The 19,165-nt window shown below is 67.8% G+C and carries 17 protein-coding genes; 10 read left to right on the top strand and 7 right to left on the bottom strand.

Translation table 11 applies throughout. The features are described from left to right. Window positions 1-17: 17 nt before the first annotated feature. Entirely contained in the window at window positions 18-425 is a 408-nt protein-coding gene (locus Q0916_RS00600; RefSeq protein ID WP_299232900.1) for a DUF3830 family protein, read from the top strand. A 64-nt stretch (window positions 426-489) separates the two neighbouring features. Here the strand turns inward: Q0916_RS00600 and Q0916_RS00595 are convergent, their stop codons facing one another. Next, window positions 490-1,902: an aspartate aminotransferase family protein gene (locus tag Q0916_RS00595; RefSeq protein WP_299232897.1), complete on the bottom strand. Its 1,413-nt coding sequence runs from the start codon at window positions 1,900-1,902 to the stop codon at window positions 490-492. Window positions 1,903-1,987: 85 nt separating this feature from the next. After that, entirely contained in the window at window positions 1,988-3,340 is a 1,353-nt protein-coding gene (locus Q0916_RS00590; RefSeq protein ID WP_299232894.1) for an acetyl-CoA carboxylase biotin carboxylase subunit, read from the bottom strand. A 195-nt stretch (window positions 3,341-3,535) separates the two neighbouring features. On the opposite strand from Q0916_RS00590, the gene Q0916_RS00585 reads away from it, so the two are divergent. The 7 genes from Q0916_RS00585 (at window position 3,536) to Q0916_RS00555 (ending at window position 10,808) form a co-directional block, all read left to right on the top strand. Continuing rightward, window positions 3,536-4,441, top strand: a complete 906-nt coding sequence (locus Q0916_RS00585) for a 5-oxoprolinase subunit B family protein (protein ID WP_299232891.1) — start codon at window positions 3,536-3,538, stop codon at window positions 4,439-4,441. Then, window positions 4,438-5,409 (top strand): biotin-dependent carboxyltransferase family protein, encoded by a 972-nt coding sequence (locus Q0916_RS00580; protein WP_299232889.1) that lies wholly within the window; start codon window positions 4,438-4,440, stop codon window positions 5,407-5,409. The genes Q0916_RS00585 and Q0916_RS00580 overlap by 4 nt, the downstream gene beginning before the upstream one ends. A gap of 42 nt (window positions 5,410-5,451) precedes the next feature. Continuing rightward, window positions 5,452-5,697, top strand: a complete 246-nt coding sequence (locus Q0916_RS00575) for an acetyl-CoA carboxylase (RefSeq protein ID WP_299232887.1) — start codon at window positions 5,452-5,454, stop codon at window positions 5,695-5,697. An 89-nt stretch (window positions 5,698-5,786) separates the two neighbouring features. Further along, on the top strand, window positions 5,787-6,548 hold the full coding sequence (locus Q0916_RS00570; protein ID WP_299232884.1) for a LamB/YcsF family protein: 762 nt from the start codon (window positions 5,787-5,789) through the stop codon (window positions 6,546-6,548). A 97-nt stretch (window positions 6,549-6,645) separates the two neighbouring features. Continuing rightward, window positions 6,646-7,851: an acyl-CoA dehydrogenase family protein gene (locus tag Q0916_RS00565; RefSeq protein ID WP_299232881.1), complete on the top strand. Its 1,206-nt coding sequence runs from the start codon at window positions 6,646-6,648 to the stop codon at window positions 7,849-7,851. An 81-nt stretch (window positions 7,852-7,932) separates the two neighbouring features. Beyond that, window positions 7,933-9,486 (top strand): amidase, encoded by a 1,554-nt coding sequence (locus tag Q0916_RS00560; RefSeq protein WP_299232878.1) that lies wholly within the window; start codon window positions 7,933-7,935, stop codon window positions 9,484-9,486. Window positions 9,487-9,578: 92 nt separating this feature from the next. Continuing rightward, window positions 9,579-10,808, top strand: a complete 1,230-nt coding sequence (locus Q0916_RS00555) for a Zn-dependent hydrolase (protein WP_299232875.1) — start codon at window positions 9,579-9,581, stop codon at window positions 10,806-10,808. A gap of 15 nt (window positions 10,809-10,823) precedes the next feature. On the opposite strand, the gene Q0916_RS00550 is transcribed toward Q0916_RS00555, so the two are convergent. Genes Q0916_RS00550 through Q0916_RS00540 form a run of 3 tightly spaced genes read right to left on the bottom strand, consistent with a single transcriptional unit; the run spans window position 10,824 to window position 15,553 of the window. Continuing rightward, window positions 10,824-12,638 carry a hydantoinase B/oxoprolinase family protein gene (locus tag Q0916_RS00550; RefSeq protein ID WP_299232872.1) on the bottom strand — a complete coding sequence of 605 codons (1,815 nt, stop codon included), beginning with the start codon at window positions 12,636-12,638 and terminating at the stop codon, window positions 10,824-10,826. Beyond that, a complete protein-coding gene (locus Q0916_RS00545; RefSeq protein WP_299232869.1) occupies window positions 12,635-14,725 on the bottom strand; it encodes a hydantoinase/oxoprolinase family protein in 2,091 nt (696 codons plus the stop codon). The genes Q0916_RS00550 and Q0916_RS00545 overlap by 4 nt, the downstream gene beginning before the upstream one ends. A 57-nt stretch (window positions 14,726-14,782) precedes the next feature. Beyond that, complete coding sequence (locus Q0916_RS00540) at window positions 14,783-15,553, bottom strand: aspartate/glutamate racemase family protein (protein WP_299232866.1); 771 nt, start codon at window positions 15,551-15,553, stop codon at window positions 14,783-14,785. 141 nt (window positions 15,554-15,694) lie between these two features. On the opposite strand from Q0916_RS00540, the gene Q0916_RS00535 reads away from it, so the two are divergent. Next, complete coding sequence (locus Q0916_RS00535; RefSeq protein WP_299232863.1) at window positions 15,695-16,342, top strand: SHOCT domain-containing protein; 648 nt, start codon at window positions 15,695-15,697, stop codon at window positions 16,340-16,342. A 21-nt stretch (window positions 16,343-16,363) separates the two neighbouring features. On the opposite strand, the gene Q0916_RS00530 is transcribed toward Q0916_RS00535, so the two are convergent. Continuing rightward, window positions 16,364-17,200: a polysaccharide deacetylase family protein gene (locus Q0916_RS00530; protein WP_299232860.1), complete on the bottom strand. Its 837-nt coding sequence runs from the start codon at window positions 17,198-17,200 to the stop codon at window positions 16,364-16,366. A 168-nt stretch (window positions 17,201-17,368) separates the two neighbouring features. After that, complete coding sequence (locus Q0916_RS00525; RefSeq protein WP_299232857.1) at window positions 17,369-18,709, bottom strand: aspartate aminotransferase family protein; 1,341 nt, start codon at window positions 18,707-18,709, stop codon at window positions 17,369-17,371. A gap of 287 nt (window positions 18,710-18,996) precedes the next feature. On the opposite strand from Q0916_RS00525, the gene Q0916_RS00520 reads away from it, so the two are divergent. Next, window positions 18,997-19,161, top strand: coding sequence for a hypothetical protein (locus Q0916_RS00520; RefSeq protein WP_299232856.1), 165 nt, complete (start codon window positions 18,997-18,999; stop codon window positions 19,159-19,161). The last annotated feature ends 4 nt before the right edge of the window (window positions 19,162-19,165 follow it).

Raw genomic sequence — 19,165 nt, 5'->3', positions numbered from 1 at the left:
ACGCACGGAGAACTCACATGACACTCACGCTCGAGACCGACGAGTACCGGTTCGAAGCCGAACTGCACCCCGAGGCGGCCCCCGAGTCGGTCGCCGCGCTCGAGGAACTGCTCCCGCTCGAATCCGAGTTGATGCACGTCCGCTGGAGCGGCCACGCGACGTGGATCAACATCGACGAGATCGACCTCCCGGAGATCCCCCGCGAGAACCACACCGTCTACCCCTCTCGCGGCGACATCCTGCTGTATCCGGGTTATAAGAACGAACAGGAGATCCTCGTCGCCTGCGGGCCGACGTGTTTCAAAAGCCCGGCCGGCGAGTTGGCCGGCAACCACGTCGGAACGCTCGATGCGGACGCGGAGACGCTCGCCGAACTCGAGGAGAAGACGCTTCGGGAGGGCGTTCTCGACGTCCGTCTGGAGTGATCGGGGCGGGGATCGATCGGGACGACCGGGTCCCAGGCGGGGGTTCCGGTCGCCCCACAGCGGTTTAGACCGTCTGTTTCGTGACCGTCCGGATCGCGTCGGTGATGACATCCATGCCGATCTCGGCCTGTTCTTTCGTGGTGACGAGCGGCGGCAACAGCCGGAGGACGTTGCCCTCGCGGCCGGCCTTCCAGACGAGAACGCCGTTCTCGTAGCACTCCGTGCGGATCTTCTTGACGGCGCTCGCGTCCGGCGTCCCGTCGGCGTCGACGAACTCCACGCCGATGAACAACCCCTTGCCGCGGACCTCGCCGATGCGGGGGTTATCGACGTCCCGGAAGCGCGCTCGCATGTACTCGCCGACCTCGGTCGCGTGATCGAGCAGGTCGTGGCTCTGGATGTACTCGATCGCCGCGGTCCCGCCGCGCATCGCCGGGATGTTGCCTCTGAACGTGCCGATGTGGCCGCCGGCGTCCCACGTGTCGTACTTCTCGTGGTACATCATGCCGCCGAGCGGGAGTCCCGCGCCGCCGATCCCTTTGGCCATCGTCATCGCGTCGGGCGTGACGCCGTAGTCCTCGCAGGCCCACCACTCGCCGGTTCTGCCGAAGCCCGATTGGATCTCGTCGGCGATGAGCATCGCGTCGTTGTCGTCGGCGATGTCCCGGAGCCCTTTCAAAAAGCCCTTCGGCGGGACGACGACGCCGCCCTCGCCCTGGATCGGTTCGACCCAGATCGCGCCGGGCGTCTCGTGGCCGCCGTAGGGGCCGTCGAACTTCTCTTTGACCGCTTCGAGCGCCCGGGCACAGGACATCTGTCCACAGCAGTCCTCGCGGGGGCAGATCGCGGTCGCGCCGCCGTTGTCGAGTCGCTCCCGGAACGGGTACGGGTAGGGGGTGTGTACGACATCGTTCAACAGCGGTTCGTACCCCTCCTTGTACGCCTTGCCGGCGGTGAGGCTCAACGCGCCGGCGGTGCCGCCGTGGTAGGACCCCTCGAAGGCGAGCATCCCGTGGCGGCCGGTGTTGTGCCGGGCGAGTTTGATCGAGCCCTCGATGGCGTCGCTCCCCGTCGGTCCGCCGAAGACCATCCGGTTTTGCCCCTGTAGGCCATCGGGGGCGATGCCGTCCAGCGCCTCGATGAACTCCAGGCGCGCTTCGGTCGGGAAGTCGATCGTGTGGACGAGTTTGTTCGTCTGTTCGTTGACCGCCTCGAGCACGTAGGGGTTCGAGTGGCCGACGTTCATCACGCCGATCCCGGCGAAGAAATCGAGGAAGACGTTGCCATCGGCGTCCTTGAGCGTCGAACCGCGGCCCTCCTCGAGGGCGATCGGCACGTCCTTCGGGTACGCGACCGCGCTGCTGTCTATCTCCTCTTGTTTCCGGAGGAGCGTCCGGGAGTTCGGGCCGGGGATCGACGTCTCGACGTGGGGCGCTTCATCGAAGTGGAGTTCGTGTATCGGTGGTCCGACTGTCATACTACCGGTATCTGGTAAGCGGTGTCAAAGTATTTTTGGGAGACGCCGACGGCCCGGACTCACGGGGGACAGACCGGACGCCGCCTCACTCGAGGCCATCGAACTGCCGATCGAGGTACTTCGTCGTGTGCTCGTTGTCCCGGAACCGGTCGTCGTCGAGAACGGCGAGGTGAAACGGGATCGTCGTCGGGATCCCCTCGATCTCCGTCTCCTCGAGGGCCCGCCGGCCGCGCGCGATCGCCTCGGTGCGGTCCCGCGCGGAGACGATGTACTTGCCGACCATCGAGTCATAAAACGGCGCGACCGCATCGCCCTCGTCGACCCCGTCGTCGATCCGGACGCCGATGCCGGTGGGCGGGCGGTACGTCTCGACGGTCCCCGGCATCGGCGCGAAGTCGTTCCGGGGGTCCTCGGCGTTGATCCGGAACTCGATCGTCGACCCGCGGGGCTCGATCTCGCCCTGTGAGACGCCAAGCGTTTCGCCGGCGGCGATCCGGAGTTGCTCCTTGACGATGTCGATCCCGGTCGTCGCCTCCGTGACGGTGTGTTCGACCTGGATCCGGGCGTTCACCTCGAGGAAGTAAAACCGGTCCTCGCTCTCCTCGTAGAGGAACTCGACCGTGCCCGCGTTGACGTATCCGGCCTCGCCGACGCCCCGGGTCGCGGCCTCACAGAGCTCCTCGCGGGTGTCGTCGTCCAGAGAGGGCGAGGGCGACTCCTCGATGAGTTTCTGTTGGCGGCGCTGGATCGAACAGTCCCGCTCGTAGAGGTGGACGACGTTGCCGTGCGTGTCGGCGAGCACCTGCACCTCGATGTGCCGGGGGTTCTCGAGGAACTTCTCGACGTAGACGGCGTCGTTGTCGAAGTACGATTCGCCCTCTCGTTTGGCGGTTGCGAACTGCTCGTCGACCTCCTCGGGGCCCTCGACGACCTTCAGGCCGCGCCCGCCGCCGCCGCCGTCGGCCTTGATCGCGACCGGGTAGCCGTGCTCCTCGGCGAAGGCCCTGACCGCCTCGGGGTCCTCGACGGGGTCTGTCGTCCCCGGCACGATCGGCACGTCCGCGCGGTCCATGATTGCGCGGGCTTTCGTCTTCTCGCCGAAGTCCGACATCGCGTCCGCCGGCGGCCCGACCCAGACGAACGCAGAGTCGCCGACCCGCCGGGCGAAGGACTCGTTTTCGGCGAGAAAGCCGTACCCCGGGTGGATCGCGTCGGCGTCGGCGCTGCGGGCCGCCTCGACGATCGCCTCCTGGTCGAGGTAGCTCTGTGAGGCGACGGGCGGGCCGATCCGCTCGGCGTCGTCGGCGTGACGGACGTGTTTCGCGTCCTCGTCGGCGTCGCTGTACACGGCGACCGTTCCGATACCGAGTTCCTGTGCGGCCTGGATGACGCGCACCGCGATCTCCCCGCGGTTGGCGACGAGTACCCTGTCGAACATCGTCGGGTAATCGGGCAGTCGGTACTTAGTTGTTCCACGTCCCCCGCGGACGCCGGGCACCGATCCGCCCGCAGAGAGCGACCTTTGAACCGCCCGCGGGGAGCGGCCCGATCGCCGCGGCGATCGGTCCCGGAGGGGGCGCCGACCGCCCCATCGGCAGTATTAATACCTCTCGTGGTCACCGCTGGCATACTAATGTCAGACGCTCGAATAGAACGGACGGAGCTCCCCGACGCGCGCTACGAGCACGGCGGGGACGACCACGTCTTCGTGGAGTTGGACGAGTCGATGAGCTTCGACGCGAACTTCAGGGCGATGGCGATCACACAGCAGATCCGCGAACGGGACATCGAGGGGATCAACGAGATCGCGCCGGCGAACGCGTCGTACATGGTGCAGTTCGATCCGGACGTCATCCGCCCCGAGTCCGTGCTCGGAGAGCTCCGCGAGATCGCCGCCGAGACCGACATCGAGGAGTACTCCTGGGAGACGCGGATCATCGACGTGCCGGTGCTGTTCAGGGACCCCTGGACCCACGAGACGCTCATGGAGTTCCGGGACCGCCACCAGACGCCGGACTCGACGGATCTGGAGTACTCCGCGGAGCTCAACGGGTTCGACTCCGTTGAGGCGTTCATCGACGCGTTCGTCTCGGCGCCGCACATGGTGACGATGGTCGGGTTCGTTCCGGGCCTGCCGTGGTGCTTCCAGATGGTGCCACAGGAGGACCAAATGGAGGTCCCGAAGTACAAACAGCCCCGGACCGACACCCCAAGCCGGACGATCGGCTTCGGCGGCGCCTTCTCTGTCATCTACCCGGTACAGGGGGCCGGCGGCTACCAGATGTACGGCCGAACGCCGATCGAGGTCCTCGACGTCGATCAGGAGCTCCCTGGCTTCGAGGAGTCGATGGTCTTCCCCAACCCCGGTGACATCCTCAACTACCGCCCGGTCGACCGCGAGGAGTACGACGCGGTCCGCGAACGGGTCGAGGCCGGCACCTACGAGTACGACACGGCGACGGCCGAGTTCGAGCCCGACGAGTTCTTCGAGTCGCCGTACGAGTACAACGAGCGCCTCTCGGAGGTGTTGTACGAATGATGCGGATACTCGAGGGCGGGACGTCGACGACCGTCCAGGACCTCGGCCGGTTCGGGCAGTACCACATCGGTATGCCGCCGTCGGGCGCGATGGACCAGTTCTCACATAGGGTCGCGAACGCGCTCGTCGGCAACGACGAGGACGCGGCGGCGCTCGAGATGACCTATCAGGGCTCGACGATCGAGTTCACCGAGGACGCGGTGATCGCTCTGACCGGCGCGGAGATGCCCGTCGAACTCGACGGCGAGCCCGTGCCGATGTACAGCGCGGTCCGCGTCGAGGCCGGCCAGACGCTCGACGCGGAGTTCGCCACGGAGGGCGCACGGACCTACCTCGCCGTCGCCGGCGGGATCGACGTGCCGGAGGTGATGGGGAGCAGATCGACGTACACCCTCGTCGGGATCGGCGGGCTCGAGGGCCGGACGCTCCAGGAGGGCGACGAACTCCCGGTCGGCGACGGCGGGGCGGACGCCGAGGCGGTCCTCGGAAACAGCGTCGCCGAGGAACGCGTCGCCGGGGTCGCCCCCGAGGAGGGGGTGCGCGTCATCGTCGGCCTGTTCGATTACCGCCTGACAGACGAGAGCCGAGCGGAGCTCACCGACGCCGAGTGGACGGTGACCCCCGAGGCCGACCGCGTCGGGTACCGCCTCGAGGGGCCGGAGTTGGACTTCGTCGAGCGCGAACAGCCGTTCGGCGCCGGAACGGACCCTTCGAACGTCGTCGACGTCGGCTACCCGATCGGCTCGATCCAGCTTCCGCAACAGCCGATCGTCGTCATGCGCGATGCGGTCACCGGCGGCGGGTACGCGACGGTCGGGACCGTCATCAGCACCGATCGAGACGTCCTCGCACAGCGGCGCACCCACGAGACGGTGTCGTTCGAGGCCGTCACGTTAGAGGAGGCCGTCGAGGCGAGAACGGCCCGAAACGAGCGCCTCGAGGCAATCGTCGAGTCCCTCGATCCGTGAGTTCCCGGTAACGATATATGACAGCGGAACGGGAAGCCGCGTATGGCAACCGAATCCGTGACTGCCCCGATGCCAGGAGTGTTCTACAGACGGCCCGACCCCGAGGAGCCGCCGTTCGTCGAGGTCGGCGACGAGGTCACAGAGGGCGAGAAGGTCGGCCTGGTCGGCGTCATGAAGAACTTCCACGACATCAACGCGCCGACCGACGGGACGATCGCCGCGATCAACTTCGAGAACGAGGAGGCCGTCGAGGCGGGCGACGAGGTAATCGAGATCGAGACCGCATAGCGGTCCGACCGGCGGTCGCGGCGGCGTATCGAAGCCCCCCAGCCCGGACACGCGGAAGATACAAGTCGGGACGCGCCGACCCCTCCCGTATGTCGACGATCGATATCAACTGCGACATGGGCGAGAGCTTCGGGAACTACACGATGGGGCGCGACGAGGAGGTCATGCCCTACATCAGTTCCGCGAACGTCGCCGCCGGGTTCCACGGCGGCGATCCCCACGTCCTCCGGGAGACCGTCTCGCTGGCCGCCGAACACGGCGTCGGCGTCGGCGTCCACCCCGGGCTCCCCGACATGATGGGCTTCGGCCGCCGGGAGATGGACGCGACCCCGGAGGAGGTGCGCGACTACGTCGTGTACCAACTCGGCGCGCTGATGGGGTTCGCAGAGCACGCCGGCGTCGACGTTCAACACGTCAAGCCCCACGGCGCGATGTACTCGATGCTCTCCGCGAGCGAGGAGCACGCCCGCGCCGTCATGGAGGCGATCCTCGAGGTCGATCCCGAACTCGTCTACCTCGCGACCGACATGAACATCTACGAGGTCGCCGCGGAGTACGACGACCTCGACGCCGTCTTCGAGGGGTACGTCGACATCGATTACCGACCGGACCGGACGCTCATCGTCGAGAAGTCGGTTTCGGCCAAGGAGCCCGAGGAGGTCGCCGAACGCGTCGTCAGCATCGCAACGCGGGGCGAACTCGAGGCGGTCGACGGGACGATGATCGACGTTCCGGCCGACAGCATCTGTATCCACGGCGACAACCCGAACGCGGTCGAGGTTCTCGAGGCGACGCACCGCCGCCTCGAGGAGGCCGGCGTCGAGTTGGCGAGCCTGTCTGAGCAGGTCTGAACCGCCGACCGCGCGGTCTCCGGTTTCGACCCCGAAGGGCCGCGACCCGCGGCGGCCCGGCGGGCGATTTTATATTGTTCGGGACCGACCGATCGGTATGGCATCTCGATTGCGCGGGTCCGTCGAACTCTCCGAGACCCAACAGCTCGTGCAGAACGCGGTCCGGGACGTCTGTACCGACTTCGACGACGAGTACTGGCGGACCTGCGACAGGGAGGGCGAGTACCCCGCGGCGTTCGTGGACGAACTCGCCGCCGGCGGGTGGCTGGGGATACTGATCCCCGAGGAGTACGGCGGCGTCGGGATGACGACCGAGGAGGTCGTCGTCATGATGGAGGAGGTCGCGGCCGGCGGCGGCGGCTTTTCGGGGACCCAGGCGATACACGGGACGATCTACAACAGCGTCCCGCTTGTCAAGTACGGAAGCGAGGAGCTGAAAGCCGAGTTGCTGCCCGAGGTGGCGACCGGCGAGGCCGCCGTGCAGTCGCTGGCGCTCACCGAGCCGAACGCCGGGTCGGACTCGCTGTCGATCGAGACGCGGGCCGAGCGGGACGGCGACGGGTACGTCATCAACGGACAGAAGATCTGGACCTCGCGGGTCGATCAGACCGACTACGCGTTGGTCATCGCGCGGACGACGCCGAAGGCGGACGTCGAGAAACGGACTCAGGGGCTCTCGATGTTTCTCGTCGACGTCGAGGAGGCGTTCGATCGGGGCACCCTCCAGATGGAGCCGATCGAGAAGACGGCGAGCAACGCGGTCCACGCCTTCGAGCTGTGGTTCGAGGACCTCCGCGTGCCCGAGTCGGCCCTCGTCGGCGAGCGTGACAACGGCTTCTATCAGCTCTTGGACGGCCTCAACGAGGAACGGCTCGTCATCGCAGCCGAGTGCATCGGGCTTGGGGAGCTCGCCTTGGAACGCGGCACGGAGTACGCGGACCAACGGGAGGTCTTCGGTCGGAAGATCGGCACGAACCAGGCGATCCAACACCCGCTCGCGAAGGCGTACGCGCGGGTCCAGGCGGCAAAGGAGGTCGTGTACAACGCGGCCGGACGCCTGGAGACGAGCGAGCGGACCGACGGCGGCGTCCAGGCGAACCTCGCAAAGTTCCTCGCCGCGGAGGCCTGCCACGAGGCGGCCGACATCGCCGTCCAGGCCCACGGCGGGTTCGGCGTCGCCCGCGAGTACGACGTCGAGCGGTACCTCCGGGAGGCCCGCCTGACCAGGCTCGTCCCGATCGCACAGGAACTGGCGCTGAACTACATCGGCGAGAACGCGCTCGACCTCCCGCGGTCGTACTGACCCGCCGAACGCCCCCGTCGAGGGACGGACGCGATCGGAGAGCAAAGGCCGAAGACCGAAGACGAACGACGAACCCGACCGATGACCGATACACACGAACGCGAACACGAACGCGGACGCGCGATCCGCCGAACCGACGTGATAGCGCACGGCTCGCGGCTGGGGATCGACCTCTCAGAGACCGAGGCCGAGCGGATCGCCGAGGAGGTATCGAGCGGGCTCAAGGGGTACGACAGGCTGGCGGCAAACGCCGCCGAATACGCCCCCGGATCGGACCGGGCGGCGTTCGACGTCGAGACGACCCGCTCGGAGCCCGGCGAGCACAACGCGTTTCTCGCTCGCTTCGAGCGATCGGGCGGTGCCGGGGCGCTCTCGGGGCTCGACGTCGCGCTCAAGGACAACATCGCCGTCGCCGGGGTCCCGATGACATGCGGTTCGGCGGTGTTTGAGGACGCGGTTCCGGGGTGTGACGCGGCCGTCGTCGAGCGGCTCCTCGACGCTGGCGCGCGGTTGATCGGCAAGACGAACATGGACGAGCTCGCGTACGGACCGACGAGCGAGACGAGCGCGTTCGGGCCGACGCCGAACCCGGTCGACACCGACCGCGTCGCCGGCGGCTCCTCCTCGGGAAGCGCCGCCGCGGTCGCCGCGGGCGACGCGGACGCGGCGCTCGGGACCGACACCGGCGGGAGCGTCCGCATCCCGGCGTCGTTTTGCGGGCTGGTCGGCTTCAAGCCGACGTGGGGCGTCGTTTCGCGGTTCGGCGTCGTCGAGTTGGCGTACTCGCTCGATCACGTCGGACAGTTCGCCGCGGACGTTTCGACCGCCGCGTCCGTGTTCGATGCGCTCGTCGGGTTCGACCAGCGCGACGGGGCGACGGCCGCCGCGGGGCGGATCGATCGGTCGGCGGCCGGGGCCGTCGAGGACCCGCCGTCGATCGAGGATCTCTCGCTCGCCGTTCCCGCGGAGTTTTTCGGCCCGCACGTCAGCGACGCGGTCGGCTCGCACGTCCGCGAGCGGATCGACGCGATGGAGCGAGCCGGGGCGAGCGTCGCGTCCGTCTCCGTTCCGCTGTTCTCCGAGGCCGTCGACGTCTGGAACGCGATCACGAACGTCGAGTTCGCGACGTCGCTTCGGCTCTCGGGCGCGCCGCTGGCGAGCCGCGGGCCGATCGATCCCGAGTGGCACCGCGCCGCGGCTGCGGGGATCGGGGACCCGGCGCGGTCGTTCGGCCCCGTCGTTCGGCGCAAGGCGATCGAGGGGAGCCACCTCATCGAGGGGGCCGACGCGCGCCACTACGTCGCCGCCAGAAACGTCCGCCGCGCGTTCACCGAGCAGTTCGCGTCCGCCCTGGAGGGTCACGACGCCGTGGTGACCCCGACGATGCCGGTGACCGCCCCGGAGTTGGGCGAGTGGTCGCCGCACTCGTACTCGTCGGCCGGCGGGGACGCGCCCCCGCCGCTGGCGGTCAACACCCGCCCCGCGGACATCGCCGGCGTCCCGGCGGTCACCGTCCCCGCGGGCCGGATCGACGGGCTTCCCGTCGGGATCCAGTTCGCGTGTGGACACTACGAGGACGCCGAGACGCTCGCTATCGGCGCCGCGTTCGAGCGGTTCCGCGAGGGGGGTGAATAAAAAGCGAACGCGGGCGAGCGCGCCGTCGGGGCCTCGGGTCCGTCGGGTGGGACATACGAATATTAATTACCGAGTGAGATGAAATCGGGGCCATGGCGCTGGAACTGAACGAGGAACGGTTCGTCTCGACGATGAAAGAGCAAGCCGAGATCGGCGGCACCGACGGCGGGGGCCTGCACCGACTCGCGCTCAGCGACGACGACAAGCGGATCAGAGACTGGTTCCTCGAGCGGATGGAAGAGGCCGGTCTCGACGTCCGCATCGACGAGTTCGGGAACATGTTCGGCCGCCGGGACGGCGAGGAGTCGGGGGAGCCGGTGATGGTCGGCTCGCACCTCGACTCCCAGCCGTACGGCGGTATCTACGACGGCGCGTTGGGCGTGATCTCCGCCCTCGAGTTCGTCAGGGAGCTCAACGACCGCGACATCACGACCACCCGCCCGATCGAGATCGTCAACTGGACCAACGAGGAGGGCTCGCGGTTCCAGCCCGCGATGCAGGGAAGCGGCGTCTGGGCCGGCGCCCACGACATCGACGAGGAGTACGCCAAGACCGACACGGACGGCAACACCCTCGAGTCCGAACTCGAACGGATCGGGTACAAGGGACAACAGCCGGCCGAACCCGCCGCCGAGTACGACTCGTACTTAGAGCTCCACGTCGAGCAGGGGCCGTACCTCGAGGAAAACGACAAGAGCGTCGGGATCGTGACCGGCATCGTCGGCTTCAAGTGGGGCGCGATCACCTACCGCGGCGAGGCGGACCACTCGGGGCCGACGCCGATGCACCACCGGAGCGACGCGCTCGTGCCCGCCGCCGACGTCATCACGCAGATCCGGCGGCTCCCGGGGACGCTCGGCGATCGGACCGTCGGGACCGTCGGCTACGTCGACGTACAGCCGAACTCGATCAACATCATCCCGGAGGAGGTGACGTTCACCTGGGGGGTCAGGGACCCGACCAGCGAGGTCCTCGAGAAGGCCTACGACCACGTCCTCGCGGAGGCCGCGGCGGCGGCCGAACGAGAGGGCGTCGAGTGGGAACACGAAGACCGGATGGACGCCGATCCGGTGTACTTCGCCGACCGCTGTGTCGACGCCGTCGAGGACGCGACCGAGTCGCTCGGGTACGACGCGATGCGCGTTTTCAGCGGCGCGGGCCACGACGCGACCCACGCCGACTCGGTCTGTGACACCGCGATGGTGTTCGCCGTCAGCGAGAACGGCAAGAGCCACAACGAGGACGAGTACACCTCCTGGGAGGACTGTTACAAGTCGGCGAACACGCTCGCCTCCGCGGCGTTCGAACTCGCACAGGAGTAGGAGTGATCGGAGGCCTCAGCCGTCCTCGCGAAGCGCCGCCGTCGCCGCCCCGTCGATCTCGCGGTCGTCGGTGAGGACGACGCCGTAGACCGCTTCGGCGCGCGCGTCGCTCACCAACCCGTCGAGGACGTCCTCGCGGACCTGCTGGGGGTCCCGGTCGGTCGGATCGCCCCACCCGCCGCCGCAGGGGCCGACCATCCGGATGTGTTGGCCCTCGTCGATGGCCTCGTTCGACATCTTCGAGCGCGGCGTGGACTCGTCGATCTCGCCCTCGACGACGACCGCGCCGGGCGAGCCGTCCTCGCCGCCGGCGAAGCCCCACGGCGGGTACTTGCTGCCGTCGCCCTCGATCGAGACGCGGCCGTCGCTGCGGTACTGGAACTCCCGGATCGGCCCGTACCCGCCCCGGAACTCGCCCGCGCCCTCCTCGTCCTCGCGGAGTTCGTACCGCGTGACGCGCATCGGGTAGTGGCTCTCGATGTCCTCGATCGGGTTGTTCCGCGTGTTCGCATAGAGGGTGTCGACGGCGTCGAGTCCGTCCTTCGTCGGGCGCGCGCCGTAGCTGCCGGAGATGATGTCCATGTACACCCAGTACTCGTCGTCGTCGGTCATGCCGCTGTTCGTGGCGATCTTCAGGTTCCCGATGCCCGCACACGTCTTCTCGGGTACGACCTCCGCGAGCGCTTTCATCGTCAGGTCGGCCAGGCGGTTGCCGGGGCAAAAGCGCGCGATCGTCGGGGCCGGGAACCGGGGGTTCGCGATCGAGCCCTTCGGGGCCTCGACCGAGACCGGGCGCGTGATGCCGTTGTTCTGCGGCACCGCCTCGAACGTCTCCGTGTCCAGAAGCGTCGATCGGACGACGAGGAGGACGGCCGGAACGACGGTTCCGGCGAAGGGCATGTTGATCGGGCGGTTGTCGAGTTGGTCGTCACAGCGCGAGAGGTCGACCTCGATGTCGGACCCTGAGACCGTCAGATCGACCCCGAGGAACACGTCCTTTTCGGCGTCGCTCTCGGCGTCGAGGTAGCCGTCGATCCGGCCCTCCGCGGAGTAGGTTCCGTCGGGGAGCGCCTCGATCTCGTTTCGCAACACGCGCTCGGAGTAGTCCATCATCGCCGCGCCGGCCGTCTTGACGGTGTCGTGGCCGTGCTCGTCGAACAGCCCCGTCAGCCGCTCGGCGCCGACGCGGGCGGCCGAGATCTGCGCTTTGATGTCGCCCATGACCATGTCCGGAACGCGGATGTTATCCGCGATGAGCTGCCAGGCGGTCTCGTTGCGCTCGCCGGCCTCGATGATCTTGATCGCCTCGAGCCGGACGGACTCGCTGTAGGCGTCGACGGTGTCGATGATGCAGGTCCCCGGCTTGTCGGCCCCGACCTCGAGGTGGTGGGCGGTGGTCACCGAAAAGCCGGTGAGCTCGCCCGCCCGGAAGACCGGGACGACAACGGCGAAATCGGGGGCGTGGCTCGCGCCGTGGTAGGGGTCGTTGTGGAGGATCACGTCGCCCTCCTCGAACGTCTCGTTGCGCTCCTCGAAGATCTCGATGACCCCCCGGACGTACGCCGGGATCGGCCCCATCTGCAGCGGGGTGCTGTCGGTCTCACAGAGCTGTCGCGCCCGCTCGTCGAGCAGCGCACAGCCGAAGTCCTCCGACTCGCGGATGATGCTCGAGTAGCTCGTCCGGGTCAGCTTGTGCCCCATTTCGTCGCAGATGTTGACGAGGCTGCCGCCGACGACCCGGCGGGTGATCGGGTCGATCTCCGATCCGGGGTCGTCGGGGTACTCGTACCACCGGGTCTGCTCGCGGACCGTTCGGCTCGCTCGGCTCATCGCGCTTTCCCCCTCTGTCGCAGTTCGATGTCACCGTACCCGAGCACCGTCGCCTCGAAGTCCGGCGGGACCACGGTCGTCGAGTCCTTCTCGCCGACGACGGCCGGGCCGTCGATGCGGTGGCCGGCCCGCAGCGCGGTCCGGTCGAAAAAGCGCGTTTCGTACGCCTCGGTGTCGCCGTCGATCCGGAAGTGGACGTCGCGCTCGTCGAGGGCGTGCTCGGCGGCCGGCGAGTTCGCGTCGGGGAGTCCGACGCGCTCGGAGGAGGGCAACTCGCCGTAAGCGGTGACCCGGAGGTTGACGATCTCGACGGGGTTCTCCGGGAAGTTGTGGCCGAACTCCGCGTCGTGGGCGCGATCGAACCGCTCGCGGACCGCCTCGAGGTCGTCGAGGCCGCCCTCGCCGACGCCGATCGAGAGCTCGTAGCCCTGGCCCTCGTACCGGCAGTCGGCGGTCGTTTCGAGACCGATCCGCCCGTCGGGGACGCCGTCGGCCCGGAGCCGCGAGCGCGCCGTATCGAGCATGTCGTCGTACGCGCGCCGAAGCGCCTCGGGGTCGGCGTCCTCGACGAGCGTGAACTCGGTGGTGATGAAGTCGTACTGGATGTCCGTCGTCGAGAGGCCGACAGCCGAGAGCACACCGGGGCTGATCGGGACGATCGTCCGCGGGATGTCGAGTTCCCGGGCGACGTCGGCGGCGTGCATCGGCCCGGCGCCGCCGAAGGCGACGAGGGTGAACTCCGTGGGATCTCTGCCCTTCTGGATCGTCTTCGATCGGATCGCGTTGGCCATGTTGTTGTTGACGATATCGAGGACGCCGAGGCTCGCCTCGACGGTGTCCATTCCGAGTTCGTCGGCGAGTTCGCGATCGATCGCCGCCCCGGCCCGGTCGCGTTCCAACCCCATCTCGCCGCCGAGGAAGAACTCCTCGCGGATCCGACCCAACGCGACGTGTGCGTCGGTCACCGTCGGCTCCTCGCCGCCGCGCCCGTAGCTCGCCGGGCCCGGAACCGCGCCCGAGGAGCGCGGCCCGACGCGGAAGGCCCCGCCGGAGTCGACGTAGGCGATCGAACCGCCGCCGGCACCGATCGTCTCGATGTCGATCATCGGGATCATGACCGGGTACCCGCCGATGTCGGTCTCTCTGACGTTCGCCTCGACGATCTCGCCGTCGGCGACGATCCCGATGTCGGCGCTCGTCCCGCCCATATCGAGAGTGATCGTGTTCGTCCCGTCGGCCCCCGGCGTCGCCTCCTCGCTTCGCCACTTCCCGCCGAGTATCCCGGCGGCGGGCCCCGAAAAAAGCAGGTTCACGGGGGTCCGCCTGATGCTCTCTTCGGTGCCGATCCCGCCGTTGGACTGCATCACGTGGAGTTCGGCGGTGACGCCGAGATCGCGGAGCCCGCGCTTGAACCGCTCGATGTACTCGACGACCGGCGGGCCGACGAAGCCGTTCATCGCCGTCGTCGTGAACCGCTCGAACTCCCGGAACTGCGGGTACACCTCGCTCGAGGTGGTGACGAACGCCTCGGGGTGCTCCTCGGCGACGAGCTCTTTTGCCCGCCTCTCGTGGTCGTCGTTGAGATACGAGAACAGAAAACAGACCGCGACCGACTCGACGCCGGCCGCCCGCAGGTCTCGCGCCGCCTCGCGGACCGCCGTCTCGTCGAGCGGCGTCTCGACCGTTCCGTCCGGCGAGACCCGCTCGGGCACCGTCTTCCGGTGGCGGCGCTCGACGAGCGGGGCCGCCTGCCAGGGGATGTCCTGTTGGACCGAGTAGTTCTGCGGGCGCTGGTGTCGGCCGATGTGCGTGATGTCGCGGTAGTTCGCCGTCGTTATCATCCCTGTCTCGACGCCGTCGTGTTCGAGGACGGCGTTCGTCGCGATGGTCGTCCCGTGGAGGACGTAATCGAGATCCGAGGGGGCCGTCCCGAAGCGCTCGCAGGCCTCCTCGACACCCCGGAGCGCGCCCGCCGCGGGGTCTTCGGGCGTGGTGCTGACCTTGTGGACGTGCTGTGTCCCGTCGTCGTTGTCGACGAGATAGACATCGGTGAACGTGCCCCCGATGTCGATGCCGATGATGCGCATGTGAGCGGACCACGACGCGGGCGTACAAATAATCTGCCGTCGGGCGGCCGCGGCCGATCAGTCGTCCGTCCGCGCGGCCGGTTCGGCCGGATCGGAGACCTGGTAGATCTCGGGGTAGCCCTTGATCTCCTTCGACTCCGGTCGCTTGTAGGTCATAACCTTGCTGGTCGACTTGCCGAGGCGGACGACGCCCTCGGCGAGGACGGCGGCGGCGGCGACGCTGTCGATGACGGGGACCGGCAACTCCGGTTCCAACTCGGCGTCGAGACCGCCCATCCCGGCACAGCCCAGACAGATCGCCTCGGCGCCGTCCTCCTCGATCGCCGTGCGGCTGGCCTTCAAAAGCGCCTCGGCGGCCGCCTCGCGGGTCGTTTCGGTCTCGACGACCGTCAGGTCCGTACACCGGACCGAGGCGCACTGGCCCTCTAAGCCGGTGGTTCGGACCCGCTCTTCGATGAAGTCCCTCGCGCGCGGGAGGATCGTCGCGACCGAGAAGTTCGCCCCGAGCATGTTGGCGACGTACATCGAGCCCTCGGCGATCCCGACGACGGGTTTCTCCGTGATCTCCCGGCAGCCGTCGATGCCGGGGTCGCCCCAGCAGGCGTTGACGAAGGCGTCGTACTCGTCGGCGTCGGCCCGGATCTCCTCCATCAGCCCCGGGATCGCGAGGTAGTCGTCGTAGTACGACTCGATGCTTATCGGACCCTTCTCCGGGGAGACGGCGTCGACGGTCGTCGCCTCGCTCGTGTACTCGTTTGCGACCCGGCCGATGTTCTCGGTCATCTCGAGGGTCGTGTTCGGGTTGATCGCCTTGATTTTGATCGTCATGTCATCTCGTGGTTGCGTGACGCCGGTATTATACCTTGTGACGCGGTATCCCGAGACTCGGTTTCGGGACGCGACGCCACAGCGGCGGTCGGTGCCCGGCGAGGCGTCGCGTTCAAGTGAGCCCGCGGCGTCGACACGCGCATGGATGAAGCCGAGCGGATCGAGCGGTTCGTCGCGGACGCCGAGGGCGCGTCCGTGACGGAAGAACGGTTGTCGGAGTCGGTCGGCTCCCGGCGGCTACACGCGATCGTAGGCGACGACGAGCGGCCCCACCACGTCCTTCGCGGGCGGCTGTTGGACATCTTCGACGTGAGCGGCGGGACGGTCGTCGAGGAGAGCCAGACCCGAAAGATCCCCTCGAAGGGAACGGACCTCATCACCGTCGTGACCGACCGGCGGGTGCTCGTCGTCGTCCAGCGGCCGGCGGAACCGGACGTGATCGAGGTTCCGGTCGGGGATCTTGAGGAGGCGACCCACGAGGCCGCCCTCGGTACGAACACGCGGCTCCGGCTGCTGACCGGCGATCGAGCCTACCTCATCGACACGTCCGGATCCGAGGAGGCCCACGGCGAGGACGCCGTCGAGTTCCTGCGGGGGCTCGGAGAGCGGACCGAGGGGGCCAAGCCGTCGGGGGCGCGAGCCGAGACGAACGCCGAGGTGGAAACGGAGACGGGGGCGGGCACGGATGTCTTCGAGGCGATCGAGAGACTCGCCGACCTCAACGAGCGCGGCGCGCTCACCGACGCGGAGTTCGCCGAAAAAAAGCGGGAGTTGCTCGACCGGCTGTAGCCGTCGGTCGTCTGTCGTCGGTCAGTTGTTCTGTCGGAACTCGTGGGCGACCGTGTCCATCTCCTTGAACTCGACGTCGTCCTTCTGCATCATGTGCTGGACGAGCTCCTCCAGCCGGGAGATCCGGTGGCCCTGCCCGATGACCTGCGGGTGCATCGTGATGATGAACACGCCGTCGTCGACGTGTTCGTGCATCCAGTCGAACTGGTCGTAGTAGCGCTGGAACAGCGAGTCCTCGCTGACGTAGCCCATCCGGTGGGGACGGGACCACGTGAACGTCAGCGCCGGCCAGTCGTCGCGCTGCCAGGAGACCGGAAGCTCGACGATGTCGGTGGGCTCGCCGCGGTCGTACGCGCCGTCCTCGGGGGCGCTCCAGCCGCCGTAGACCCAGTGGGGCTCGAAGTCCGAGGCCATCTTGCTGGAGTCCCACTCGATGCCGACCTCGTCGAGGATGTCGAGCGTGTTCGCCGAGTAGTCCCACGCCGGCGAGCGGTACCCGGTCGGCTTCTCGCCGGTCAGATCGACCATCGACTCGATGGCGCGATCGACGTCGGCCTTCTCGTCCTCCTTGGACTCGTAGGTCGCCGGCCCGGTGTGGCTCCAGCCGTGGTGTTGGATGTCGTAGCCCCGGTCGTGGACCTCGCCGCAGATCTCCGGGAAGCTGTCGATCGTGTGGCCCGGAACGAACCACGTCGCCGGAACGTCGTACTTGTCGTGGAGATCGAGCAGTCGCGGTGCGCCCTTTTCGACGCCGAAGACGCCGCGGGAGTGTCGCGTCGGCATGTCCCACGAGTCGTAGGACCACAGCCACGTCGATACCGCGTCGAAGTCGTACGAGAGGCAAACTGTAGATGTCATACTACGAGCGTGTGGTCCTACGGACAGAACTAAAGCTTTACTCACGCGCTCGACGGGGCCGGATTCCACCGACGGGAGTACGACGGAGCGGCGAAGGTTCGGATCGAAAGACGGGCTCGCCGCGCGAAAACGGGGTGGGTCGCCGGGACGCGTCGGCCGCGATCGGCCTCACCCGAGCATCTTGCCGTCGGAGTGCTCAAGCGCGTCGTCGAGCGCCGAAACGGCCTCGTCGACCTCCGCCTCGCCGACGCCGAGCGGCGGCGTGATCACGACGGTGTTCATCGACGTGTAGAAGTAGACGCCGTTGTCGTACGCCCTGGCGCCGACCTCGTCGACGACCGTCGTCCGGCCGGAGACCTTGTCGATCCGCTCCTCGAAGGGGACGCGCTTGTCCGGATCGCGGGTGAGTTCGATGCCCTGATGCAGGCCGATGCCGCGGCGCTCGCCGGCGCTCGGGTGGCGCTCGACCAGCCCCTCGAGTTCCGATCTGAGGTACGCGCCGATCTCGCCGGCGTTCTCGACGAGGCCCTCCTCGCGGTACGTCTCGATCGCCGCCGATCCGGCGGCGCACGCGACCGGGTGCCCGGAGAAGGTGTGCCCGTGGTTCAACAGCGTGTCGTCGAAGTGCTCGGCGATCTCCTCTTTGACGATCGTGCCGGCGAGGGGCTGATACGAGCCGGTCAGGCCCTTCGCCATCGTGATGATGTCGGGTTCGACGTCGTAGAGGTCCGAGGCGAACCACTCGCCGGTGCGGCCGAAGCCGGTCATCACCTCGTCACAGATGAGCAACGCGTCGTGGTCGTGGACGATCTCGGCCAGCCGGGGCAGGTAGTCGTCCGGCGGCGTGAGGACGCCGTTGGAGCCGACGAGCGGTTCGACGAGGACCGCCGCGACCGTGCCGCCCTCGAGCATCAGTTGCTCGTCGATGTACTCGAGGCTCTCGTCGGGGTCGAGCGACGAGCCGTAGGCGTAGGGATCGGGGGCTTTCACCATGCCGGGGACGTCCGGCTGGACAGACGAGGAGACGGCGGTGCGGCGGGGATCGCCGGAGGCGCTGAGCGAGGCGGCCGTCGCGCCGTGGTACGAGCGGTACCGCGACATGATCTTCTCCTTGCCGGTGTAGGAGCGGGCGATCTTGAAGGCCGCCTCGTTGGCTTCGGTGCCACTCGTCGAGAAGAACGTCCGGTTCAGCGTCCCCGGCGTGATCTCGGCGAGCTTCTCGGCCAGTTCCCCGCGGTACCGCGTCGAGTTACCCGGTTGGGTGTAGGGGATCTCCTGGATCGACTCGCTGACGGCGTCCTTGACGCGCTGTGCGTCGTACCCGAGGCTGGTACAGACCAACTGGCTGCTGAAATCGAGAATCGAGTCCCCCTCGGCGGTGACGAACCGGAACTCCTCGGTGTCGACGATCTCGGTCGGGTCGAAGTCGCGCTGCCGGCACCACGTCCCAAGCGTGTGACGCTTGTCGCGGGCCTCGGCCTCGGTTCGCTGTGGTTTCTGTTTGGACATCGGTTGTCCGTCGTTAGCGCACGGGCCGTTATTAACTTTCTCACGTCCGCGGCGAGATTCGGGCGACGGCGCGCGGATCGGACGAACCGAGCCCGACGGCGAGGCCGTCCCCGGCGCCGTCGGGTCGGTTTCGGAGGGTTCGTCAGTTCCGGGGACCGATACCGTCCGATACTCGAATTTTTCCACCGATCGATCGATATATCTCACGCTCGTCCGGGTTCGTCGGGTTTTCATGAAAATATCGCCCGAACGCTCACCTTATCAAAGGCCTGTTCGGTTGTAGGCGTATGTTCGCGTTACCGCTGCATACGGGCACAGAACATCCGAACCTCCTGTTGATGGTCGTCTCCGGGCTCGCGGCCTTCGCCGCGGGGCTCGGCGTCGGAACGTTCGGAACGCGGTTCCGCGAGTTTCTGCGGGGCCTCGCTCCGGAGCCGGACGCGGCGGAGTGAGGCG

Origin of the sequence: Natronomonas sp. (assembly GCF_028274965.1) — an archaeon.
Lineage (GTDB): Archaea > Halobacteriota > Halobacteria > Halobacteriales > Haloarculaceae > Natronomonas.
The sequence above is the reverse complement of the archived record's forward strand: the minus strand, read 5'-3'. Positions and strand labels throughout refer to the sequence as shown.